The organism is Streptomyces sp. WAC05374, from assembly GCF_004353505.1.
GTDB lineage: Bacteria > Actinomycetota > Actinomycetes > Streptomycetales > Streptomycetaceae > Streptomyces.
Genome location: NZ_SMNQ01000018.1, coordinates 23,565 through 45,912 on the forward strand (window position 1 = coordinate 23,565; position 22,348 = coordinate 45,912).

General features: G+C 72.9%; 19 protein-coding genes. 6 read left to right on the top strand and 13 right to left on the bottom strand.

Annotated elements, in window-relative coordinates:
* Positions 1-72 precede the first annotated feature (72 nt).
* From E2B92_RS26560 to E2B92_RS26570, 3 genes are read right to left on the bottom strand one after another with little or no spacing between them, the layout of a single operon-like run.
* Positions 73-825 (bottom strand): SDR family NAD(P)-dependent oxidoreductase, encoded by a 753-nt coding sequence (locus tag E2B92_RS26560; protein ID WP_126885407.1) that lies wholly within the window; start codon positions 823-825, stop codon positions 73-75.
* Positions 822-1,808, bottom strand: a complete 987-nt coding sequence (locus E2B92_RS26565; RefSeq protein ID WP_126885408.1) for a 3-oxoacyl-ACP synthase III family protein — start codon at positions 1,806-1,808, stop codon at positions 822-824. The genes E2B92_RS26560 and E2B92_RS26565 overlap by 4 nt, the downstream gene beginning before the upstream one ends.
* Before the next feature lie 12 nt (positions 1,809-1,820).
* A complete protein-coding gene (locus E2B92_RS26570; protein ID WP_126885409.1) occupies positions 1,821-2,075 on the bottom strand; it encodes a hypothetical protein in 255 nt (84 codons plus the stop codon).
* A 169-nt stretch (positions 2,076-2,244) separates the two neighbouring features.
* Here E2B92_RS26570 and E2B92_RS26575 point away from each other — a divergent pair, with 169 nt between their 5' ends.
* From E2B92_RS26575 to E2B92_RS26595, 5 genes are read left to right on the top strand one after another with little or no spacing between them, the layout of a single operon-like run.
* A complete protein-coding gene (locus E2B92_RS26575) occupies positions 2,245-3,123 on the top strand; it encodes a class I SAM-dependent methyltransferase (RefSeq protein WP_126885410.1) in 879 nt (292 codons plus the stop codon).
* 10 nt (positions 3,124-3,133) lie between these two features.
* Positions 3,134-4,687 (top strand): flavin-containing monooxygenase, encoded by a 1,554-nt coding sequence (locus E2B92_RS26580; protein WP_126885411.1) that lies wholly within the window; start codon positions 3,134-3,136, stop codon positions 4,685-4,687.
* Positions 4,688-4,706: 19 nt separating this feature from the next.
* Positions 4,707-6,203, top strand: a complete 1,497-nt coding sequence (locus E2B92_RS26585) for an FAD-binding protein (protein WP_126885412.1) — start codon at positions 4,707-4,709, stop codon at positions 6,201-6,203.
* Positions 6,204-6,214: 11 nt separating this feature from the next.
* Positions 6,215-6,682, top strand: a complete 468-nt coding sequence (locus tag E2B92_RS26590; RefSeq protein ID WP_235023993.1) for an SRPBCC family protein — start codon at positions 6,215-6,217, stop codon at positions 6,680-6,682.
* Positions 6,679-7,503, top strand: a complete 825-nt coding sequence (locus E2B92_RS26595) for an alpha/beta fold hydrolase (protein WP_126885413.1) — start codon at positions 6,679-6,681, stop codon at positions 7,501-7,503. Before E2B92_RS26590 ends, E2B92_RS26595 begins: the two co-directional genes overlap by 4 nt.
* A gap of 50 nt (positions 7,504-7,553) precedes the next feature.
* Here the strand turns inward: E2B92_RS26595 and E2B92_RS26600 are convergent, their stop codons facing one another.
* From E2B92_RS26600 to E2B92_RS26615, 4 genes are all read right to left on the bottom strand, one after another.
* Positions 7,554-8,549 (bottom strand): AraC family transcriptional regulator, encoded by a 996-nt coding sequence (locus E2B92_RS26600; RefSeq protein WP_126885414.1) that lies wholly within the window; start codon positions 8,547-8,549, stop codon positions 7,554-7,556.
* A 112-nt stretch (positions 8,550-8,661) separates the two neighbouring features.
* A complete protein-coding gene (locus E2B92_RS26605; protein ID WP_126885415.1) occupies positions 8,662-9,156 on the bottom strand; it encodes an anthrone oxygenase family protein in 495 nt (164 codons plus the stop codon).
* Between the two features lie 52 nt (positions 9,157-9,208).
* Complete coding sequence (locus E2B92_RS26610) at positions 9,209-9,859, bottom strand: hemerythrin domain-containing protein (protein ID WP_126885416.1); 651 nt, start codon at positions 9,857-9,859, stop codon at positions 9,209-9,211.
* Between the two features lie 132 nt (positions 9,860-9,991).
* Positions 9,992-10,816, bottom strand: coding sequence for an NmrA family NAD(P)-binding protein (locus E2B92_RS26615; protein WP_126885417.1), 825 nt, complete (start codon positions 10,814-10,816; stop codon positions 9,992-9,994).
* A gap of 305 nt (positions 10,817-11,121) precedes the next feature.
* Here E2B92_RS26615 and E2B92_RS26620 point away from each other — a divergent pair, with 305 nt between their 5' ends.
* The gene (locus tag E2B92_RS26620; protein ID WP_126889488.1) at positions 11,122-12,018 is read left to right on the top strand and encodes an AMP-binding protein; all 897 of its coding nucleotides are present in this window, start codon (positions 11,122-11,124) and stop codon (positions 12,016-12,018) included.
* A gap of 66 nt (positions 12,019-12,084) precedes the next feature.
* On the opposite strand, the gene ahcY is transcribed toward E2B92_RS26620, so the two are convergent.
* From ahcY to E2B92_RS26650, 6 genes are all read right to left on the bottom strand, one after another.
* Positions 12,085-13,503, bottom strand: coding sequence for an adenosylhomocysteinase (gene ahcY / locus E2B92_RS26625; protein ID WP_126889489.1), 1,419 nt, complete (start codon positions 13,501-13,503; stop codon positions 12,085-12,087).
* Positions 13,481-14,383 (bottom strand): methylenetetrahydrofolate reductase [NAD(P)H], encoded by a 903-nt coding sequence (gene metF, locus E2B92_RS26630; protein ID WP_126889490.1) that lies wholly within the window; start codon positions 14,381-14,383, stop codon positions 13,481-13,483. The genes ahcY and metF overlap by 23 nt, the downstream gene beginning before the upstream one ends.
* Complete coding sequence (metH, locus tag E2B92_RS26635; RefSeq protein WP_133087717.1) at positions 14,380-17,850, bottom strand: methionine synthase; 3,471 nt, start codon at positions 17,848-17,850, stop codon at positions 14,380-14,382. Before metH ends, metF begins: the two co-directional genes overlap by 4 nt.
* Positions 17,847-18,842, bottom strand: coding sequence for a carbohydrate kinase family protein (locus E2B92_RS26640; protein WP_126889264.1), 996 nt, complete (start codon positions 18,840-18,842; stop codon positions 17,847-17,849). Before E2B92_RS26640 ends, metH begins: the two co-directional genes overlap by 4 nt.
* Before the next feature lie 64 nt (positions 18,843-18,906).
* The gene (gene metK / locus E2B92_RS26645) at positions 18,907-20,115 is read right to left on the bottom strand and encodes a methionine adenosyltransferase (protein ID WP_126889263.1); all 1,209 of its coding nucleotides are present in this window, start codon (positions 20,113-20,115) and stop codon (positions 18,907-18,909) included.
* Between the two features lie 58 nt (positions 20,116-20,173).
* A complete protein-coding gene (locus E2B92_RS26650) occupies positions 20,174-22,339 on the bottom strand; it encodes a condensation domain-containing protein (RefSeq protein ID WP_133087718.1) in 2,166 nt (721 codons plus the stop codon).
* Positions 22,340-22,348: the final 9 nt, after the last annotated feature.

Here is a 22,348-nt window from a genome sequence, read left to right on the forward strand (position 1 = left end):
GGCGCCTGTGGCCGCGCGCCATGCCGCGGGGCCCGGACACCATGTGCGTGCCCGGGCCCCGTCGTCACCGTGTCAGGTGATGGAGACACCGCTGTCGATGCTGATCACCTGGCCCGTCATGCAGTCCTGGTCCAGGAAGAGGGAGGCGCTGCGGGCGACCTCCTCCACCGTGACGAACCGGGGCACGGGGGCCTTGGACTCCATGCCCTCCTTGACGCGGTCGGGGAGGTCCTGCGTCATGCCGGTGATCATGAAGCCCGGCGAGAGGGCGTTGACGGTGACCCCGCGCCTGCCGCACTCGGCGGCCAGTGTGCGGGTGAAGCCGATCAGGCCGGCCTTCGACGCGGAGTACGCCGTCTGGCCCGCCGTCGCGATCAGCCCGGACGGCGACACCACGTTGATCACCCGCCCCCACCGCTGCCGCAGCATGTGCGGCACGGCCACGCGGGCGGTGTGGAAGGAGCCGATCAGGTTGGTGCGGATCACGTCCGCCCAGTCCGCCGGCGACTGCATCGCCATCAGCGCGTCCTTGCGGATGGCGCCGTTGTTGACCAGCACGTCGACGGGTCCGAGCCGGTCGGCGATCTCCCCGTACATCGCCGTGACGGCCTCGTACGAGCCGACGTCGCCGCCCACCACGACCGAGTCGTGGGTGAGCTTGTCCTGGACGGCCCGGGCGCGCTCCTCGGAGCTGTTGTAGTGGACCGCGACCCGGCAGCCGAGGGCGTCCAGTTCGATTGCCAGGGCCTGACCGAGCCCGCCGGACGCCCCCGTGACGAGGGCGACCGGCCGCTCGGGGCGGCTGCCCGCGGGCTTGGCGCTCATCGCTTCACCCCGCCCCACTCCAGCAGGACCGACCCCCAGGTCATGCCCGCCCCGAACCCGGCCAGCAGCACCAGGTCGCCGTCCTTGACGCGGCCTTCGTCCAGGGCCTCGGTCAGCGCGATCGGGATGGAGGCGGAGGCCGTGTTCCCGTACTTGTGCAGGTTGGCGACGAGCGCCTCGGGCCGCAGCCCGGTGTGGCTCAGGATCGAGTTGATGATCCTGATGTTCGCCTGGTGCGGGATGACGTGGTCCACGTCCGCCGCCTCGACCTTCGCCTCGGCCAGCGTCTCGCGCACCGTGCGCACGGTGTACCGCACGGCGTTGAGGTAGATCTCGTTGCCGTTGATCTGCGCGTAGTGCAGCCCCTGGCGCACGGTCTCCTCGGTGGTGGGCATCCGGCTGCCGCCGGCGAGCACCTTGAGGCTGCCCGTGCAGCTCCCGTCCGCGCCCAGGTTCCAGGCGAGGACCCGGTCCTGGGCGGCCGGCCGGAGCACGACCGCTCCCGCGCCGTCGCCGACGAGGATCGACAGGTCGCGGTCGGCCGGGTTGGCCGTCAGGGTGTGGGTGTCGGAGCCGATCAGCAGGATCGGACGCGGATCGATCTTGATCAGCGCCATGGCCTGGACCAGCCCGTAGACGAACCCGGCGCACTCGGAGTTGACGTCGTGCGCGCTGCCGGCGATGCCCAGTTCGTGGTGGACGAACGCGGACGTCGCCGGCGAGGGCTGCTCGGGCGTGGCGGTGGCGACGATCAGGTGCGCGATGTCGCCGCCGTCCAGCCCGGCCTTCTCCAGCGCACGCCGGCCGGCCTCGACGGCCAGGGAGGCGGTCGTCTGGCCCGGCCCGACGGCCCGCCGCTCACGGATTCCGCAGCGGCTGACGATCCAGTGCTCGTCCACGCCGAAGCGCTGCGCCAGCTCCTGGCTGGAGACGACGCGCTCGGGTACGGCCATGCCCCACCCGGTGATGTCGAAGCCGTTCACGGGCGGTCCCGCTCAGGCCCGCGCCGGCACGAGCGCGACGATGCGGTCGTAGACGACGCGCAGCGTGGTCGTGTCGTCGATGTCCGCGAAGAGCGACTCGTCGGCGGGGATGTGGGGGTACGCGTTCTGGAAGCCGTACAGCCACTCCATCAGGTCCAGCGAGTCGACGTCCGCGATGTGCTGGAGCGGGTGGTCGGGGTCGACCTTCTCGGCGCCCGACACGGCCTCGAGCTGGCTCGCCAGTTCTTCGATGGTGGGCAGGGACATGAGGTGGGTCCTCTCTCGCGGGGCTCGGTCGTTCGGGGGGAATCGAAGCCCGGGCCGCGCAACGCGTGCGCAACACGGCGTCCGGGCGCTCGTCTTGCACATCTGTTGCGAGCGACCCGCTTTCCTCGTCGGCGACAGCGCACGCCGCCAGGAGGAGTTGAGGACGCAGATGACGACGGTCGCAGACAGGTCGGTCCCCGAGGTCGACGCGATCAGGCACCACTACGAGGTGAGCAACGACTTCTACCGCCTCCTGCTGGGCCCCACGATGATGTACTCCGGCGGGTACTGGGAGGAGGGCGAGGGCCTGACCGAGGCGCTCGACGAGGCCCAGGAGCGCAAGCTCGACACGTTCGTCGAGCTGGCGCGCGCCGCCGGGGCCCGCCGGGTGCTGGACGTCGGCTGCGGCTGGGGCACCATGCTCAACCGGCTGACCACCGTCCACGGTGTGGAGCAGGCCGTCGGCCTCACCCTCAGCCGTACGCAGGAGCGGTTCATCGCCGGCCTGGACAACCCGCGCATCACCACCCGGGTGGAGTCGTGGGAGGACCACGCCACCGACGACCCGTACGACGCGGCGTTCTGCATCAACGCGCTGGAGCACTTCGTCTCCTCCACGCTGCCGCCGCGCGAGCGCACCAAGAAGTACCGGGTGTTCTTCGGCAAGGTGGCCGCCGCCCTCAAGCCCGGTGCCCGGTTCGTGCTGCACACCATGACCGCCGAGGCGCTGCCGATGAACCGGCAGCTCCTGGACGACCTGAAGTTCCTCCAGCGCTCCGAGTTCGAGAACTGCCACATCCCGCACCTGCACGAGCTGACGCAGGCCGCCGAGGGGCTGTTCGACGTCGTCGAGATCGTCAACGAGCGCGAGTCGTTCGCCGTCGCCTGCCGCGCGTGGCTGAAGCTGCTCGCCGAGCGCCGGGACGAGGCCGTCGCCCTGGAGGGCGAGGAGGTCGTCGCCCGCTTCGAGCGCTACCTGGACATCTTCGCGTACACGCTCGAGGACAAGTTCTTCAACAACTTCCGCGTCACCATCGCCCGACGCTGAGGAGGCCGACGTGACGAGCATTCTCGAACCCCCTTCGGCCGTCCCGACCGGCGGCGGCACGGGCGGCGGCCCCACCCGGCACCTGCGGGTCGCCGTGATCGGCAGCGGCTTCTCCGGCCTGGGCATGGCCGTCCGCCTGCTCCAGCGCGGGATGGACGACTTCCTGGTGTTCGAGCGGGCCGACGAGGTGGGCGGTACCTGGCGCGACAACTCCTACCCGGGCGCCGCGTGCGACGTGATGTCGCACCTGTACTCGTTCTCCTTCGCGCAGAACCCGGGCTGGAAGTCCACGTTCGGCAAGCAGGAGGAGCTGCTGGCGTACCTGCGTGACGTGGCCGACCGGTTCGGTGTGCGCCCCCACATCCGCTTCGGCCACGAGCTGCTCGCCGCCCGCTGGGACGAGCCGACGCGCCGCTGGTACATCGAGACGTCCCAGGGCGACTACACCGCCCAGGTGCTGGTGTCCGGCACGGGCTACCTCTCCGAGCCGGCCGTCCCGGACATTCCGGGGCTGGCGGACTTCACGGGCACGGTGTTCCACTCCTCGCGGTGGGACCACGAGCACGACCTGACGGGCCGCAGCGTCGCCGTCATCGGCACCGGGGCCTCCGCCATCCAGTTCGTACCCAAGATCCAGCCCCAGGTGGGGCGGCTGGACCTCTACCAGCGCACCCCGGCGTGGATCGGGCCCAAGAACGACAAGCCCACCAGCGCGCTCCAGTCGGCGCTGCTGCACAAGGTGCCCGGCTACCAGAACTTCCGGCGCAACTTCAACATGTGGGGCCGCGAGGTGCTGGCCTTCGTGATGAAGCGGCCCAAGGTCGCCGGGAAGATGCAGAAGATGGCGAGCGACCACCTGAAGAAGTCGGTCGCCGACCCGGAGCTGAGGCAGCGGCTCACCCCCGACTACGTCATGGCGTGCAAGCGGCTGCTGTTCTCCAACACCTGGTACCCGGCGATCCAGCAGCCCAACGTCGACCTGGTCACCGACGCGATCGCCGAGGTACGGCCCACGTCGATCGTCACCGCCGACGGCACCGAGCGCGAGATCGACACGATCATCCTCGGCACCGGCTTCAAGGCCACCGACCGGCCCATCGCGGGCCGTGTCACCGGCCGCGGCGGCCGACTGCTGCGGGACGTGTGGCGCGAGCACGGCATGGCGGCACACCGCGGCACGACGGTCGCCGGCTTCCCCAACCTGTTCCTGCTGCTGGGCCCCAACACCACGCTGGGGCACTCCTCCCAGGTGGTGATGATCGAGGCGCAGATCGGGTACGTCCTCGACGCGCTGGCGCAGATGGACAAGCGGGGCCTGGCCAGTGTGGAGGTCCGCGAGGAGGCCCAGCGCGCCTGGAACGACGAGGTGCGCCGGCGGCTCGACGGCACGGTGTGGAACGCCGGCAACTGCCGTAGCTGGTACCTCGACGAGCACGGCCGCAACCCGTCGATCTGGCCCACCTACACCTGGCGGTTCCGCCGCCGCACCCGCCGGTTCGACCCGGCCGAGTACCGGCTCGCCACGAGCGTCGGCGCCGGAAGACCCGCCCTTGACCACGCATGACCGAACGGGAGACACGCAGATGAAGACCACGCTCTCGCGGCGCAGGGTACTGGGCGGGTTCGCCGCCACCGCCGCCACGGTCGTCGGCTGGAGCGCCGCGAGCCAGTCGTGGGCGACCGCCGCCGAGGTGGCCGACGGCGTCGCCGTGGCCGAGGCCCCGGCGCTGGACGGCACCCTGACGACCTCGGCGGCGGAGCTCGAGCGCTTCCGCCACGACTTCGGCCGGATGAAGACCTCGGCGCCCTGGGCCGTGCTGCGGCCCGGCTCGGACCGGGACATCGTCCGGATGGTCAACTACGCCCGGGCCAACAACCTGAAGATCGCCGTCAACGGGCAGGGCGGCACCAACGGCGACCAGGAGTCGCACTCCGTCTACGGCCAGGCGGCCGTGCCCGCGGGCGGCATCTCGATCGACGCCCGCGCGATGTCGAGGATCATCAGCGTCAACGCCACCAACGCCGTGGTGGAGGCGGGGGTGACCTGGGGCCAGCTCACGGACGCCGCCCTGAAGGTGGGCAAGACCCCGCCCGCGCTCCCCGACTATCTGCACCTGTCCATCGGCGGCACCCTGTCCATCGGCGGCATCGGCGGCACCGTGCAGAAGTACGGGCTGCTGTGCGACAACGTCCACTCGCTGGACGTGGTCACCGGCACCGGCCAGTTGCTGACGGTGTCCGCCTCCGCGTACCCGGACCTGTTCCACTCGGTGCTCTCGGGCGGCGGCCAGACCGCCATCATCCTGCGGGCCAAGGTGAAGCTGGTCGCCGCCCCGCAGCGGTCGGTGGTCTTCAGCCTCTTCTACGACGACCTCGCCACCTACCTCGCCGACGGCGAGAAGGTCATGGCGGAGAACCGCTTCCACGTCCAGGCCGGCGAGATGCTGCGCAGGCCGGACGACTCGGGCTGGCGCTACAAGATGGAGGTCGCGGCCAACTACTCGGGCACGGCCGTCCCGGACCGGGCGGCGCTGCTCGCGGGGCTGCGCGACAACCGCGCCCAGGCGGTCGTCGAGGACGTCGCCTACCGGGACTACATGTTCCGGCTGGACGGCTACGAGACGTACCTCAAGGAGAGCGGCCACTGGTACCAGCCCAAGCCGTGGCTGAGCCTGTTCCTCCCGGCCTCCAAGACCAAGGCGTTCATGGAGGTCGTCGAGCGCGAGCTGACGGCCGGCAGCCTCGGCGGCGGGTTCCTGCTCTTCTACCCGTACTACACGCGCAAGGTGACCCGCCCGCTGGCGGTGCAGCCGAACGAGTCGGTCGGCTACCTCTTCGACCTGCTGCGGTTCCCCGACCCGGGCGAGACCGGCATCCCGCGGATGCTGGAGCAGAACCGGCAGCTCTACGACCGGGCCGTGGCGCTGGGCGCCAAGCGGTACCTGGTCGGCGCCATCCCGGGGATGACCCCGGCCGACTGGAAGGCGCACTTCGGGACCCGCTGGGAGGAGTTCTACCGGGCCAAGCGCCGCTGGGACCCGGCGAACGTCCTCACGCCGGGCCAGGGCTTCTTCGGTTAAGGAGACGCTGGATGAACGGGTACGACCTGATCGACGAGGCGGTCGTGGACGCGCCGCCGGACGTCGTGTGGGACGCGCTGCTGGCGGAGTTCCGCGGCGGGGCGCGCTGGTGGGTGCCGGCCAACACCTTCGCCGCCCGGTCCGGCGCGCCGGACGAGGTGGGCGGCGAGGTCGCGGTCACCGTGCACACCAAGGGCGTCGACAAGGGCGGCCTGAAGCTGCGGTTCACCGCCCGGACGACGGCGGTCGAGCCGGGCCGGCGGCTGTCGGTCGAGTACGTCGACGGGGTCTTCCGGGGCCCCTCGGACTTCGTGCTCGACCCGCTGGACGGGGGGCGCCGGACCCGGATCGGGATGCACTTCCGGGGCCGCCCGCACGGCTGGCTGAAGGCGCTGGCGAAGGTGGCCGACATCGGCGCCGAGCACTCCCGGGCGACGAGCGCGGCGTTCGTGGCGCTGAACGGGGTGCTGACGCGATGACGACGTACGCCCCGTCGGCCGCGGAGACGGCGGTACGCACGTCCGACGGCGCCCTGCTCGCGGTCACCGTCCTCGCCCCGCTCGGCGCCCCGTCGGGCTCGACGGTGGTCCTCGCGCACGGCTGGGCGGCCGCCCGCCGGGTGTGGGGCACCGTCGCCGACCGGCTGATCCGCTCCGGGCACCGGGTGGTGCTGTACGACCAGCGCGGCCACGGCGCCTCGTCGGCGGGCCGGGAGCCGTTCGGGATCGCCCGGCTCGGCGCCGACCTCGGGGCGGTCGTGGACCATGTGGACGCGCCGGACGCCGTGGTGGTGGGCCATTCCGGCGGCGGCTTCGCGGCCCTGTCGTACGTGTCGTCCGGGGCCCGGGCGCTGCGCGGGCTGGTGCTGCTGGGCACGGCCGCGCACGACCAGGACACGCCCGACAGCGAGGTGCGGATGATGGGCAGCGCCCTGTTCTCGCGGGCGCTGCGCCGGCCGGCGCTGGGCCGGCTGCTGCTGGGCCAGACCATGGGCAAGGGCGCCGACCGGCGGGCCATGGAGGTCAACCGGCAGATGTTCGCGGCCACGGCGCCGTCGGTGCGGGCGGACGCGTTCCGCTCCTCGCGCGGCATGGACCTGCGCGAGGCACTGGGGTCGGTGCGCGTTCCCGCGGTGGTCCTGGCGGGGGCGGGCGACCGGGTGATCGCCCCGGCGCTGGGGCGTGCCGTCGCCGAGGCCCTGCCGAAGGCCCGGTTCGAGGAAGTGCCGGGCGCCGGGCACATGCTGCCGCTGGAGGCCCCGTGGGCGGTCGTCCGGGCGGTGCGCGACCTGGCCGGCTGAACGGCCGCGTTCCACCGGGAGGTCCTGCCTCCGTGCCTGGTCCCGGGGCGTCAGCGCCCCAGGACCACCGTCTGCGACGGGCCGGCCGGGGGCAGGGCCTCCTTCGCCGTTCCCCCGGTGCGGTACTCCTGCGGGCTCATGCCCCTCACCCGCTTGAACGCCGCGCTGAGCGCGAACGCGCTGCTGTAGCCGACCTGGCGGGCCACGGTCGCCACCGTCGCGTCCGGTTCGCGCAGCAGGTCGGCGGCGAGGGTCAGCCGCCAGGTCGCCAGGTACGCCATCGGGGGCTCCCCCACGACGGCGGCGAAGCGGCGGGCCAGCCCGGCGCGCGAGACACCGACCTTGCGGGCCAGCGACTCCACGGTCCAGGCGTGGCCCGGGTTCTCGTGCAGCAGGCGCAGCGCGGGGCCGACCGTGGGGTCGGACTGGGCGCGGTACCAGGCGGGCGCGCCCGCCGACGGCTCGGCGAGCCAGGCGCGCAGCACGCTCACGAAGAGCAGGTCCAGCAGCCGGTCCAGGACCAGTTCCTGGCCGGGCTCCTCGCGGCCCATCTCCTGGGCGAGCAGGGCGACGAGGGGGTCGTGGCCGCCCGCGTCCCGGGGGCGCACGACCAGGGCGGGCAGGGCGGCCAGCAGCCGGCGGCCGACCTCGCTGGGCGCCTGGTAGGTGCCGCTGAGCATCACCGACGAGCCCTGGCCGAGGGCGTCGCCCCAGGTGCGTACGCCCAGCGCCATGGACTCGGTGACGTCCTCGCCGTCGGTGGTGTTGCAGCGCTGTTCGGGTCCGACGACGACCTGGACGGGGGTGCCGGGGGCGTCGGCGATGGTGTACGCGTCGGGGCCGCGCAGCACCGCGACGTCACCGGGCCTGATGAGGACGGGTGAGCCGTGGTCGGGGAGCACCCAGGCGTCGCCGTGCACCATGGTGACCAGGGAGATGGGGGCGCGGTCCTCGACGCGCAGCGCCCACGGCGGGGTGAAGACGGACCGGAGCAGGAACGCGCCGCGCGCCTTGGGGCCTTCGAGCAGGCCGGTGAGTGCGTCCATGGGACGGCCCCTTTCGTTCGGGCGGAGAGGTGCGCCCGCCCTCCGTGCGGGGGATGTGCCGGAGGGCGGGCGCGGCTTTCGGGTGCGCCGTGCCCGGCGCGCCGGTGGGGCCTCAGGCGCGGGAGGAGGCGAGCGCCCGGCCGAGGCAGGCGAGCGCGGCGGTGCAGGCGAGGGTGCGCACCGCGTTGGACGGTGTCCACCGGGTGGTGAACGCCCGGCGCAGCGCCGCGAGTTCCCCGGCGTTCGCGGACGGCCCGGAGGCGGCGGCGAGGCGCCGGTTGAGCGGGACGTTGACGCGCAGGGTGAGCGCCACGGCGGCCGTGTAGAGGGCGAGCGCGGCCCAGGTCCAGCGGGCGGCGGTGCGCCGGCCGGTGCGCTGGAGGCGGCCGCCCGCGACACCGGTGGCGAGGAAGGCGCCGAGGAAGACGAGCCCGAACAGCCCGTTCTCGATGGCGTCGTTGATGTGGTGCATGGCGGTCAGGTACGCCTCGTCGTCGCCCCGGGCGAGCCCCGGCAGCACGGACACGTCGAAGGCGAAGTACAGGCCGGCGCTGAGGCCCATGGCGATGGTGGCGGCGGTGAGCGCGGGCTGGGCGGCCTCGGGCATCGGCGGGGTCCTTCCGTGCGTGCGTACGGGGTCGGGCGGGGCGGCGGGGCGGTCAGGCGGGGTCGGTGACGGCGCGGAGGCCGGCCTCGTAGCGGCGGCGCAGCGCGGTGCGGCCCAGCAGCCGCACGGGCGGCGGCATGGTCGCCGCGACCAGGGCCACGGACCGGCGGGGCGCGCCGTCGGCCATCCACGGCGGCAGGTGGGTGAGCACCCGCAGGGGCGCGGTGCGCACCAGGCGCTGTTCCAGAGCGAGGTAGTCGCGGGGCGCGAGCCGGGCGAAGACGGGGAAGACGATCCTCTCCTCGTCCGCCAGGTGGTCGTGGAGGACACGGGCGAAGGCGGCGGCGGCCGGGGCCACGGCCGCGGGGTCGCCGCCCGGCCGCAGCGCGGCGCCCACCGCGTCCATGGCCCGGTCCAGCGCGGTGTGGTCACCGGCCAGCTCGCGGGCCCCGTCGGTGAACTCCGGCAGGCGGCGCAGCAGTTCGGGCCAGAGCAGGTCGTCCTCGCTGTGGTGGTGCCAGTCGATGACGTCCCGCAGGCGGCGCCACCACTCGCCCGCCGGGCCGAGGCCCGCCGGGGTGAGCCGGGGTGCCGCGGCGGTCAGCCTGGCCGCGTCGCGGCGCATCGCCACGTGCATGAGGGCGAAGCCGTGGAAGTGGTCCGGCAGGGTGCCGAGGCGTTCGCTGGACATGGTCGTGGTCATGACGGCCTCCCGGTGTGGTCCGGTCGCCCGGCCTTCGGGCTGGGGTCCGGCGCCGCCGGCGCGGGTGCGTCCTGTGAACCGGGCGGGCGGCGCCGGAGGCGTGGGGTGCGGGGTGTGGGGTGTCGGGCGGGGTCAGACGTTCCAGACACCACTGGCGGCGGCGTCCTTCGCGAAGTCGGAGAAGTCCTTCGGCTTGCGGCCGATGGCCTCCTCGACGCCGTGGACGACGCTGGCGTTGCGCCCGTCGAGGATCAGCCCGAACAGGTCGGCGAACTCGACCGGGAGGCCGTTCTCCTGGAGCACCGCGCGGTAGTCGTCGAGGGAGACGGGGACGTAGGTGATCTGGCGGCCGGTGGCCTTGGACAGTTCGGCGGCCACGTCGTGGAAGCTCAGCAGCCGGGGGCCGGACAGCTCGTAGGTCTTGCCGATGTGCTTGTCGTCGGTGAGCGCGGCGGTGACGACGTCGGCGATGTCGTCGGCGTCCACGAACGGCTCGACGGCCTCGGCGGTCGGCAGGGCCAGCTCGCCGGCGAGGACGGGCTCGAGGAAGAAGCTCTCGTTGAAGTTCTGGTTGAACCAGTTGGCCCGGACGACGGTCCAGTCGGCGCCGGACTCCTTCAGCTTGTCCTCGCTGATGACCGCGCCCTCCTCGCCGCGGCCGGAGAGGAGCACCAGGCGCCGCGCGCCCTTGGCGACGGCGGCCTTGGAGAACGCGCCGACGGCCTCGGCGGCGCCGGGGAAGGCGAGGTCGGGATAGTAGGTGACGTAGACGGAGCCGACGCCCTCCAGTGCGGCGTCCCAGGTGCCCGGGTCCTCCCACACGAAGGGGATCTCGGCGCTGCGGGACCCCACTCGCACCGGCAGGCCGCGTGCGGTGAGCCGCTCGGCGACGCGGCGGCCGGTCTTGCCGGTGCCACCGATGACCAGCGTGGTCTGTGCGTTCTGTGTGTTCGTCATGCCGATCAGTCAACTCCTGTGCGGTGAGACGAGCCATAGCCGCAGCACTCAACTCCATATGCGTGCGTCTACGGAGGAGCGAGCCGAAGCGCGAACGCACCGAGCGTAGGCAGCGGCACGCCGGTCCGCCATCGGGCCGGCGCGATCCTCCGGCGGGCCGCGAGCGGGACTCGAGGGCGGGGGTGCCCCGGACGGGCGGGCGGCGGGTTCCACCGCCGCTCGAGCGGCGGGCGCCACGCTGCGGGCACAGCCGTGCACGACCCTCACCCACCCCGTCGTTCACCCGCCCCATCGGGAGGCCCTCGATGAGCACCCCCTCCGGCCCCGGGCCGGCTCCGCAGCCGGGCGCGCTGCCCGAACTGGACCGGCTCGCCGCGGACGTGGACCGGCTGCTCGCACTGATCGGCGAGGGCGCCGACCGGCTCGACGCGCGGTTCGCCCGCACCGCGGCCCGCTATGCCGCCCGTACCGCCGTGTCCGACGCGGACGGCGAGGTGACCTTCCTCGAACTGGACTGGCTCGCCACCGAGACCGCCCGCCGGCTGGAGGGCCGTGCCCGCCCCGGCTCCCCGGTCGCCCTGCGCCTGTCGGGCTCCCGGCACGCCCCGGCGGCAGTGCTGGGCGTCCTGCGGGCCGGGTTCACCCCCCTGCCCGCCGCCCCGGACGCGACCGTGGGCGGTGCGCTGGTGGTCACCGACCTGGGGCCGGCCGCGGACGAGACCCCGCTGGCCAAGTCGGGGCCCTTCGTCATCGCCGGGCGCGAGGCCCCCGCCGACGGCCAGGCGGTCGGTACCGCCCGCGTACTGGCCCGTCTCGACGGCTCGGCCGCGCTGCTGGGGACCGGTCCGGACGACGTCTGGCTGGCGGCGCACCCGCCGGGCAGCGCTCCCGCGGGCCGGGAGCCCTGGGAGCCGCTGCTGAACGGCGCCCGGCTCCTTCTGGCCGACCCGCACGACGAACCCCCGCACCTGGCACGGCTCGTGGAGCGCGGCGGGGTGACCGTCTTCGACGGTACGCCCGGCCTCTTCGCCGCCCTGGTGGCCGGGGCCGTCGCCGGTCACGTCCGGCTGCCCGCCCTGCGCCGCGTCGTCGTCACCGGCGGCCCGCGCCCCACGGACGTCGAGCGCTGGCGGGACGCCGCCGTCGCCCCGGACGCGGTGCTGCTGGGCTGGGACGCGGAGGGCGTGGCGTACGAGGTGTGACACCGGCGGGCCGCACGAAGGCCGCCGTCCGCGCTCGGGGCGCGGGCGGCGGCCTTTCGTACGGGCTCAGTAGCGGTAGTGGTCGGGCTTGTAGGGGCCTTCGACGGGGACGCCGATGTAGGAGGCCTGCTCGGGGCGGAGGGTGGTGAGCTTGACGCCGAGCGCGTCGAGGTGGAGGCGGGCGACCTTCTCGTCGAGGTGCTTGGGGAGGGTGTGGACACCGACCGGGTACTGCGCGGGCTTGGTGAACAGCTCGATCTGGGCGAGGGTCTGGTCGGCGAAGCTGTTGGACATCACGAACGAGGGGTGGCCGGTGGCGTTGCCCAGGTTGAGCAGGCGGCCCTCGGACAGCACGATGATCTTCTTGCCGTCGGGGAAGGTCCAGGTGTGGACCTGCGGCTTGACCTCGTCCTTGACGATGCCGGGGATCTTCGCCAGGCCGGCCATGTCGATCTCGTTGTCGAAGTGGCCGATGTTGCCCACGATCGCCTGGTGCTTCATCTTGGCCATGTCCGAGGCCATGATGATGTCCTTGTTGCCGGTGGTGGTGATGAAGATGTCCGCCTGGCCGACGACCTCGTCGAGGGTGGTGACCTGGTAGCCGTCCATCGCCGCCTGGAGCGCGCAGATCGGGTCGATCTCGGTGACGATCACCCGGGCGCCCTGGCCGCGCAGCGACTCGGCACAGCCCTTGCCGACGTCGCCGTAGCCGAGCACGACGGCGGTCTTGCCGCCGATGAGGACGTCGGTGGCACGGTTGATGCCGTCGACCAGCGAGTGGCGGCAGCCGTACTTGTTGTCGAACTTCGACTTGGTGACGGCGTCGTTGACGTTGATGGCCGGGAACAGCAGGGCGCCGTCGCGGTGCATCTCGTAGAGGCGGTGGACACCGGTGGTGGTCTCCTCGGTGACGCCGCGGATGCCGGCGGCCAGCTCGGTCCACTTCAGGGCCGAGCGGTTCAGCAGCTCCAGGACGACGCGGAACTCGTCGTTGTCGGCCGTGGCGGGGTCCGGGACGGCGCCGGCCTTCTCGAACTCGACGCCCTTGTGGACGAGGAGGGTGGCGTCACCACCGTCGTCCAGGATCATGTTCGGGCCCGCCTCGCCGGGCCAGGTCAGGGCCTGCTCGGTGCACCACCAGTACTCCTCCAGCGTCTCGCCCTTCCAGGCGAAGACCGGGATGCCGGCGGCGGCGATGGCGGCGGCGGCGTGGTCCTGGGTGGAGAAGATGTTGCAGGAGACCCACCTGACCTGGGCGCCGAGGGCGACCAGCGTCTCGATCAGGACGGCCGTCTGCACGGTCATGTGCAGGGAGCCGGTGATGCGGGCGCCCGCCAGCGGCTGGGCGGCGGCGTACTCCTCGCGGATGGCCATCAGGCCCGGCATCTCGTGCTCGGCGAGGGTGATCTCCTTGCGGCCGAACTCGGCCAGGGAGAGGTCCGCGACCTTGAAGTCCGTGAAGTCAGCGGGCGGCTGCGAGGACATGTGCACTCCTTGAGTTCTGGATGTTCTGGTGGATCTCGAGCGTCGCGGTGGACCGGTTGAGCGTGATGTAGTGCAGCCCCGGGGCGCCTTCGGCGAGCAGCCGGTCGGCCATGGCGGTGGCGTACTCCACGCCGATGCGGTGACCGGCCGCCGCATCGTCCCGGGCCGCGTCCAGGCGCCGGGCGAGAGGGGCGGGGAAGGTGGCGTGGGACAGCTCGGCGAACCGGCTGATCTGGCGCACGTCGGTGGCCGGCATGATCTCGGGGATGATCGGGGTGTCGCAGCCCGCCGCCGCGACCCGGTCGCGCAGCCTCAGGTAGTCCTCGGCGTCGAAGAACATCTGGGTGATGGCGTAGTCCGCGCCGGCCCGGCACTTGGCCACGAAGTGGCGGATGTCGCTCTCCCAGTCCGGTGAGCGCGGGTGCCGCTCCGGGAAGGCCGCGACCCCGACGCTGAAGTCGCCGAGTTCCCGTACGAGCGAGACGAGTTCGTGGGCGTGGGTGAAGCCGTCCGGGTGGGGCGTCCAGGGCGCGTTGGGGTCGCCGGGCGGGTCGCCGCGCAGGACGAGCACGTCGCGCACGCCCGCGTCGGCGTACTGGCCGATGATGCGGCGCAGCTCGGCGGTGGAGTGGCCCACGGCGGTGAGGTGCGCGACCGGGCGCAGCGTCGTCTCGGCGGCGATCCGCTGGGTCACCTCGATCGTCCGGTCGCGGGAGGAGCCCCCGGCGCCGTAGGTGACCGAGACGAACGTCGGTGCCAGGGGCTCGATCCGGCGGATCGCCTGCCACAGGGTCCGGGTTCCGGCGTCGGTGCGGGGTGGGAAGAACTCGAACGAGAACGAGGGCGTGCCGGCCGCGAGGATGTCGCGCAGGGTGGTCATGACCGGTGGCCTCCCGCGTTGAAGTAGCTCGCTTCGGGGTGGTGGACGACGATGGCGTCGGTGGACTGTTCGGGGTGGAGCTGGAACTCCTCGGAGAGGTGGACCCCGATCCGCTCCGGCCGGAGCAGCTCGGCGATCTTGGCGCGGTCCTCCAGGTCCGGGCAGGCCGGGTAGCCCAGCGAGTAGCGGCAGCCCTGGTACTCGGTGCGGAACATGCCGTCCAGCGAGGCGGGGTCGGCGGCACCGATGCCGAGTTCGGCGCGGACGCGGGCGTGCCAGTACTCGGCGAGGGCCTCGGCGAGCTGGACGGACAGGCCGTGGAGTTCGAGGTAGTCGCGGTAGGAGTCGGAGGCGAACAGCTCGGCGGTGGCCTCGCCGATGCGGGAGCCGACGGTGACGACCTGGAGGCCGACGACATCGGTCTCGCCGGACTCCTCGGGGCGGAAGAAGTCCGCCAGGCACAGCCGGCGGCCACGGCGCTGGCGCGGGAAGGTGAACCGGGTGCGCTCGGAGCCGTTCTCGTCGAGGATGATGAGGTCGTCGCCCTTGGACACGCACGGGAAGTAGCCGTGGACGACGGCCGCCTCCAGCAGGTTGTTGGTCTGGAGGTGGTCCAGCCAGCCGCGCAGCCGGGGCCGCCCCTCGGCCTCGATGGTGTCGGCGCCCTTGAGTCCCCACTGGCCCTTGAACAGGGCGTTCTCGTCGAGCCAGGAGGCGTACTCCTTGAGCTGGATGCCCTTGACGACGCGGGTGCCCCGGAAGGGCGGCGCGGGTACGGGGTTGTCGGTGGCCACGTCCGAGCGCGCGGGCCCGTCGTCGGGCTCCTCGTCGTGGACGGCGACCGTGGTGGCCTTGACCCTGCGCTGCTTGAGTTCGGGGAGGGTGGCGCCGGGGACGCCGCGCTTGACCGCGATGAGGGCGTCCATCAGGCGCAGGCCCTCGAACGCGTCGCGGGCGTAGCGCACTTCGCCCTGGTAGATCTCGTGCAGGTCCTGCTCGACATACGCCCGGGTCAGGGCCGCGCCGCCGAGGATGACGGGGTAGTCGGCGGCCAGGCCGCGCTGGTTGAGCTCCTCCAGGTTCTCCTTCATGATCACGGTCGACTTGACCAGGAGACCCGACATGCCGATCACATCGGCCCTGTGCTCGTCCGCGGCTTCGAGAATGGCCGAAACAGGCTGCTTGATGCCGAGGTTGACGACGTTGTAGCCGTTGTTGGACAGGATGATGTCGACGAGGTTCTTGCCGATGTCGTGGACGTCGCCCCGCACGGTGGCCAGGACGATGGTGCCCTTGCCCTCGTCGTCCGACTTCTCCATGTGCGGTTCGAGGTGGGCGACCGCCGTCTTCATCACCTCGGCCGACTGCAGCACGAACGGCAACTGCATCTGGCCGGAGCCGAACAGCTCACCGACCACCTTCATGCCGTCCAGCAGCGTGTCGTTGACGATGTCGAGAGCCGGACGCGACTGGAGCGCCTCGTCCAGATCGGCCTCCAGGCCGTTGCGCTCACCGTCGATGATGCGCCGCTTCAGCCGCTCCTCCAGCGGCAGCGCCGCCAGCTCCTCCGCCTTGCCCGCCTTCAGCGACTTCGCGGTGGCACCCTCGAACAGCGCCATGAGCTTCTGCAGCGGGTCGTAGCCCTCGGCGCGCCGGTCGTAGATCAGGTCGAGGGCGGTGTTCACCTGCTCCTCGTCGAACCGGGCGATCGGCAGGATCTTCGACGCGTGCACGATCGCCGAGTCCAGGCCCGCCTTCACGCACTCGTCCAGGAACACGGAGTTCAGCAGGATACGGGCGGCCGGATTCAGACCGAAGGAGATGTTCGACAGACCAAGAGTGGTCTGGACGTCGGGGTGGCGCCGCTTCAGCTCCCGGATCGCCTCGATGGTGGCGATACCGTCCTTGCGCGACTCCTCCTGACCCGTACAGATGGTGAAGGTGAGACAGTCGATGAGGATGTCCGACTCATGCACCCCCCAGTTCCCCGTGAGATCGGCGATGAGGCGCTCGGCGATGGCCACCTTGGTGTCGACCGTCCGGGCCTGGCCCTCCTCGTCGATGGTCAGCGCGATCAGCGCCGCACCGTGCTCCTTGGCCAGCGCGGTCACCTTGGCGAAGCGTGATTCGGGGCCGTCGCCGTCCTCGTAGTTGACCGAGTTGATCACCGCCCGGCCACCCAGCTTCTCCAGACCGGCCTGGATCACATCGACCTCGGTGGAGTCCAGCACGATCGGCAGCGTGGACGCGGTCGCGAACCGACCCGCCAGCTCCTCCATGTCCGCCACACCGTCACGGCCCACATAGTCCACGCACAGGTCCAGCATGTGGGCGCCCTCGCGGATCTGGTCACGGGCCATCTCCACACAGTCGTCCCAGCGGCCCTCCAGCATCGCCTCACGGAACTTCTTCGACCCGTTCGCGTTCGTCCGCTCACCGATCGCCATGTACGAGGTGTCTTGCCGGAACGGCACCGTCTGATACAACGACGCCGCACCCGGCTCCGGACGCGGATCACGCGGCACCGCAGCCAGACCCCGCACCCGCTCGACGACCTGGCGCAGGTGCTCAGGCGTCGTACCGCAACACCCGCCCACCAGCGACAGCCCGTACTCGCGCACGAACGTCTCCTGCGCGTCCGCCAGCTCCGGCGCCGCCAGCGGGTAGTGCGCACCGTCCTTGCCCAGCACCGGCAGGCCCGCGTTCGGCATGCACGACAGCGGCACCCGCGAGTGACGCGCCAGATAGCGCAGGTGCTCGCTCATCTCCGCCGGACCGGTCGCACAGTTCAGACCGATCATGTCGATGCCCAGCGGCTCCAGCGCGGTCAGCGCCGCACCGATCTCCGACCCCAGCAGCATCGTCCCCGTCGTCTCCACCGTCACCGACACGATCAGCGGCAGATCCGTACCGGTCGCCTCCAGCGCGCGGCGCGCCCCGAGGACGGCCGCCTTGGTCTGGAGCAGGTCCTGGGTGGTCTCCACCAGCAGCGCGTCCGCACCACCGGCGATCATGCCCTCGGCGTTCCGCTGATAGGCATCCCGCAGCTTGACGTAGGGAGCATGCCCCAGGGTCGGCAGCTTGGTGCCGGGGCCCATCGAGCCCAGCACCCAGCGCTGCTGCCCCGTGGAGGCGGTGAACTCGTCGGCCACCTCACGCGCGATCCGAGCACCGGCCTCCGACAGCTCGAAGACCCGCTCCGGGATGTCGTACTCCCCCAGCGCCGAGAGGTTCGCGCCGAAGGTGTTGGTCTCCACGCAGTCCACACCGACGGCGAAGTACTCCTCGTGCACCGACCGCACGATGTCCGGCCGCGTCACGTTGAGGACCTCGTTGCACCCTTCGAGGTTCTGGAAGTCCTCGAGGGTGGGGTCCTGCGCCTGGAGCATGGTGCCCATGGCCCCGTCGGCCACCACCACACGGGTGGCCAGCGCCTCGCGCAGCGCGTCCGCCCTGGTGCCGGTCATGAGCGGTCCTCCGCCCCGCCCAGGCCCGGCGCCAGGAGCCGTGCCGCTTCGGCGCCGTAGGCGCGGGCGGCCGTCGCCAGCAGGCGTTCCGGGTCGATCCGGTACGCCTGTGAGCCCACCGCGCCCAGCGCCTCGGCCGCCACGACGCAGCCCAATCGGGCGGCGGACTCCAGGGACAGGCCCCGCGCGACGGCGGCCAGGAAGCCGGCGCGGAAGGCGTCGCCGACGCCCGTCGGATCGGTGACCGGGGCCTCGGGCACGGCCGGGACGGTGAGCGGCTCGTGGCCGCTCCGGTCGATCCGTACGCCCGCCTCGCCCAGGGTGGTGACCCAGGCGCCCACCGTGCCGAGCACCGTCTCGCGGTCCCAGCCGGTGCGTTCCAGGAGCAGGGCGGCCTCGTACTCGTTGGTGAACAGCCACCGCGCGCCGTCCACCAGGTCCCGTACCTGCGGGCCGTCCAGCCGGGCGAGCTGCTGGGAGGGGTCGGCGGCGAAGGGCAGGCCCAGTTCGCGGCACTGCGCGGTGTGGCGGACCATCGCGGCCGGGTCGTTGGGGCAGACCAGGACGAGGTCGGGCCGGTCCGCGCCGGGGGCGGTCAGCGGTCGCAGGTCGATGGTGCCGGCCTCCTGCATGGCGCCCGCGTAGAACGCCGCGATCTGGTTGGCGTCCTCGTCCGTGATGCACATGAACCGGGCGGTCTGCCGCTCCGCCGAGACGTGGACGGCCCCGGTGTCGACCCCGTGCTCCTTGAGCCAGACCTCGTAGTCGGCGAAGTCGCCGCCCACGGCCCCGACCAGCAGCGGTGACAGGCCGAGGCCGCCGAGCCCGAAGGCGACGTTGGCCGCGACCCCGCCCCGGCGCACCTCGAGGGCGTCGACCAGGAAGGAGAGCGACACATGGGCGAGCTGGTCGGGGATCAACTGATCCGCGAACCGGCCGGGGAAGACCATCAGATGGTCGGTGGCGATGGAACCGGTGACAGCGATGCGCACGTCGGCATCTCCTCGGGGATACGGAGCACGGGGCACGGGTACGGGCACGGGGTGCGCCGGTGGGTCAGAGACCGGCCGCGGCCTTGAGCTGCTCGGCCCGGTCGGCCCGCTCCCAGGTGAAGTCGGGGAGCTCGCGGCCGAAGTGGCCGTACGCGGCGGTCCGGCTGTAGATCGGCCGCAGCAGGTCGAGGTCGCGGATGATGGCGGCCGGGCGGAGGTCGAAGACCTCGCCGATCGCCTTCTCGATCCGCTCCTGGGCGACCGTCCCGGTGCCGAAGGTCTCGACGAACAGGCCGACCGGCTCGGCCTTGCCGATGGCGTACGCGACCTGGACCTCGCAGCGCTCGGCGAGGCCGGCCGCGACGACGTTCTTGGCGACCCAGCGCATGGCGTAGGCGGCCGAGCGGTCGACCTTGGACGGGTCCTTGCCGGAGAAGGCGCCGCCGCCGTGGCGGGCCATGCCGCCGTACGTGTCGATGATGATCTTGCGTCCGGTGAGGCCGGCGTCGCCCATCGGGCCGCCGATCTCGAAGCGGCCGGTCGGGTTGACCAGCAGCCGGTAGTCGTCGGCCTCCAGCTTGATGCCGTCCTCGGCGAGATGGGCGAGGACGTGCTCCACGACGTGCTCGCGGATGTCCGGGGTGAGCAGTGCGTCGAGGTCGATGTCGGCGGCGTGCTGCGAGGAGACGACGACCGTGTCGAGCCGGACCGGGCGGCTGCCCAGGTATTCGATGGTGACCTGCGTCTTGCCGTCGGGACGGAGGTAGGGGACGGTGCCGTCCTTGCGGACCTCGGTCAGGCGGCGCGACAGGCGGTGGGCCAGGTCGATCGGCAGGGGCATCAGGGACGGCGTCTCGTTGGTGGCGTACCCGAACATCAGGCCCTGGTCGCCGGCGCCCTGCCGGTCGAGCTCGTCCCCCTCGCCCTCGACGCGCCGCTCGTACGCGGTGTCGACGCCCTGCGCGATGTCGGGCGACTGGGCGCCGATGGAGACGGAGACGCCGCAGGAGGCGCCGTCGAAGCCCTTGGCGGACGAGTCGTAGCCGATGGACAGGATCGTCTCGCGGACCAGGGCGGGGATGTCGGCGTACGCGGACGTGGTCACCTCGCCCGCGATGTGGACCTGGCCGGTGGTGATGAGCGTCTCCACGGCGACGCGGGAGGCCGGGTCCTGGCGCAGCAGCGCGTCCAGGATGGCGTCGCTGATCTGGTCGGCGATCTTGTCGGGGTGGCCCTCGGTCACGGACTCCGAGGTGAACAGGCGACGGGACATGGTTCTCCAGAGGTGTGAGGTCGGTTGCGCGACGGATCGTCGGCTCGGTGGGCGGTGGTCATCCGGCGCGTTCCGCGACGGCTTCGAGGAGCCGGGCGAGGTCGGCGGCGGCGGTGGAGGTGCCGGTGAGCACGACGAGGGGCGGCCGTCCGCCGTGTGCGGCGATGCACCGGGCGATCCGGTACGCGCCGGCCCCGGAGCCGGAGTGGCCGCCGAGGACCAGGTGTCCGCCCGCGTCGGTCAGCGGCCGCAGGGCGGTGTGCAGGGCGTGGGGGTCGTCGGGGACGGGGCCGCCCAGCAGTACGACGGCCTCGGCCCCCCCGTAGGAGCGGGCGAGCAGCTCGTAGGCGAAGCGCGGGTTCCCGGGTGCGGCGAGGAGGCAGACGGTGCCGGCGCCGGGGTGCCGGGCGGGGCGGAGGGTGACGAGGGCCGGCGGCGCGGCGGGGGCGGCCTCCTCGCCGTCGGTCGCGGTGACGGCACCGGTGGCGTCCGCCTCGGCCACGGGGGCGCCGGCGCCCCGGGGGGCGGTGGTCGCGGTGCCGGCGTCCGCCAGCAGCGCCATGATGTCCGCGACGGTGGTCGACGCGCCCGGCATGAGCGGCAGTTCGTGGAGCAGGTACCCGGCCCGGGCCATGACGTCGGCGACGCCGGGGGCCAGGCCCCGGTCGTGGGAGACGGTCAGGACGAGCCCGCCGTGCTGGTCGTGCTGCGCGGCCAGCGTGAGGGGGAACGCCGTGCGGGCGGCGAGCGTCACGGGCGCGTCCACGCGGATGCCCTGGGCGGCGAGGTCGGGTGCGAGGCCGTCGCCGTCCGCCGGCCGCGGCGGGCTCTCGAACACGACGAGGGTGCCGGGCGGGGCGGACGGCAGGTCCGGGCCGTGCGTCCAGGCATGGATCTGGCCCGCCGTGACCCACTCGTACGCCGCCGTCTCCAGTGCCCGGTCGCGCAGGTCGGCCAGCAGGTCCGGCACCGTGGCGCGGGGGTCGACCACCAGGGAGAGCGGCAGCGGGTTGCGCAGCGCGCCGGGCAGGCGCTCCACGCCCTCGAAGGGGATGCCGCGCCCGGGGACGGCCACGCTGAAGCGGACCGGCTCGGGCCCGGCGGACCCGGTGGCCCGGTACAGCAGCAGCGCCCACACCGCCTGGAGCGCTCCGCTCTCGGTACCGCCCCAGCCGGCCGCCCAGGCGGCGAGCCGCTTGGTCTGGGCCGGGGTGAGCCGCAGCCGGGCGCGCCCGGTCCCGGTCCCTGTGGCGCCGGGGGCGGGGGCGGCCGCGGGCAGCGGTGAGTGCGCGGCGCCGGGCGGCGGTGCGGCCGCCGTCCAGAAGTCCCGCGCGGCGGCGGTGTCCTGGCGCGCGAGCCAGTGGGTGTAGTCGCCCATGTCGGGGCGCCGCTCGCCGCCCGGAAGCCGCCCGCCGGCCAGGTAGGCGCGGGTGAACTCCCGCAGCAGCAGGCGGGCGCTGAAGTCGTCGAGCAGGGCGTGGTGGTAGGTGAGGAGCAGGCGGGTGGGCGGTGCGGTGACGGACAGGACGGGCCCGCCGCCCAGCACGGTGACGCGCAGCGGTCCGGGGCTGCGCGGGTCCAGGCCGCGCCGCCGGTCGCCCTCGACGAGCGCCGTCCAGTCGGCTGCGCCGTGCGGCAGCCGTACGACGTCGGCCCGGACGTGGTCGTGCACGACGATCCGCGGCTCGGGCCCGCTGCCGAAGGCGGAGCGCAGCACGCTCTCCCGGTCGACGAGGGACTGCCAGGCGGCGGTGAAGCGTTCGGGGTCGAGCGGCCCGTGCCACACGCAGGCGAGCTGCCCGACGTGCCGGCCGGTGGCCGGACCGGTGTCCGCGTCGGCGTCGGCCAGCAGGTCGCGCTGGAGCGGGCTCGGTGCGAGGCTCCTGACGAAGGGGCCGGCCGACGGGGCCGTGGCGCCGGTGAGCAGGTCGGCCAGCAGGCCGACGGGGAAGTCGCCGGACGCGTCGCACGCCGTCAGGGTGAGGGTGTGGTGGCCCGGTCCGTGGCGCCGGAGCCGGGGCTCGCAGGACGGGCCGTCCGGTAGGCGGGCGGCGACGCGTTCCAGCGCGGCTCGTACGGCCGCTTCCAGGGGGCCGGTCTCCAGGGGGCCCCGGAGCTCCAGTACGGGCGGGGCGTCGTAGGGCGGCTCGCCGGGGTCGACGACGACGGCCATCGGCGTGCCGGGAGACACCGGGTAGGTACGTGAGAAGTCGTCCGTGGTCATGATGCGTAC

Bases quoted from the DNA above. Each gene is read 5' to 3' on its own strand.
- E2B92_RS26600 (WP_126885414.1), bottom strand. From the start codon at position 8,549: ATGGACGCACTCACCGGCCTGCTCGAAGGCCCCAAGGCGCGCGGCGCG.
- E2B92_RS26585 (WP_126885412.1), top strand. From the start codon at position 4,707: ATGAAGACCACGCTCTCGCGGCGCAGGGTACTGGGCGGGTTCGCCGCC.
- E2B92_RS26560 (WP_126885407.1), bottom strand. From the start codon at position 825: ATGAGCGCCAAGCCCGCGGGCAGCCGCCCCGAGCGGCCGGTCGCCCTC.
- ahcY (WP_126889489.1), bottom strand. From the start codon at position 13,503: ATGTCCTCGCAGCCGCCCGCTGACTTCACGGACTTCAAGGTCGCGGAC.
- E2B92_RS26590 (WP_235023993.1), top strand. From the start codon at position 6,215: ATGAACGGGTACGACCTGATCGACGAGGCGGTCGTGGACGCGCCGCCG.
- E2B92_RS26605 (WP_126885415.1), bottom strand. From the start codon at position 9,156: ATGCCCGAGGCCGCCCAGCCCGCGCTCACCGCCGCCACCATCGCCATG.
- E2B92_RS26570 (WP_126885409.1), bottom strand. From the start codon at position 2,075: ATGTCCCTGCCCACCATCGAAGAACTGGCGAGCCAGCTCGAGGCCGTG.
- E2B92_RS26610 (WP_126885416.1), bottom strand. From the start codon at position 9,859: ATGACCACGACCATGTCCAGCGAACGCCTCGGCACCCTGCCGGACCAC.
- E2B92_RS26615 (WP_126885417.1), bottom strand. From the start codon at position 10,816: ATGACGAACACACAGAACGCACAGACCACGCTGGTCATCGGTGGCACC.
- metK (WP_126889263.1), bottom strand. From the start codon at position 20,115: ATGTCCCGTCGCCTGTTCACCTCGGAGTCCGTGACCGAGGGCCACCCC.
- E2B92_RS26595 (WP_126885413.1), top strand. From the start codon at position 6,679: ATGACGACGTACGCCCCGTCGGCCGCGGAGACGGCGGTACGCACGTCC.
- E2B92_RS26575 (WP_126885410.1), top strand. From the start codon at position 2,245: ATGACGACGGTCGCAGACAGGTCGGTCCCCGAGGTCGACGCGATCAGG.
- metH (WP_133087717.1), bottom strand. From the start codon at position 17,850: ATGACCGGCACCAGGGCGGACGCGCTGCGCGAGGCGCTGGCCACCCGT.
- E2B92_RS26620 (WP_126889488.1), top strand. From the start codon at position 11,122: ATGAGCACCCCCTCCGGCCCCGGGCCGGCTCCGCAGCCGGGCGCGCTG.
- metF (WP_126889490.1), bottom strand. From the start codon at position 14,383: ATGACCACCCTGCGCGACATCCTCGCGGCCGGCACGCCCTCGTTCTCG.
- E2B92_RS26650 (WP_133087718.1), bottom strand. From the start codon at position 22,339: ATGACCACGGACGACTTCTCACGTACCTACCCGGTGTCTCCCGGCACG.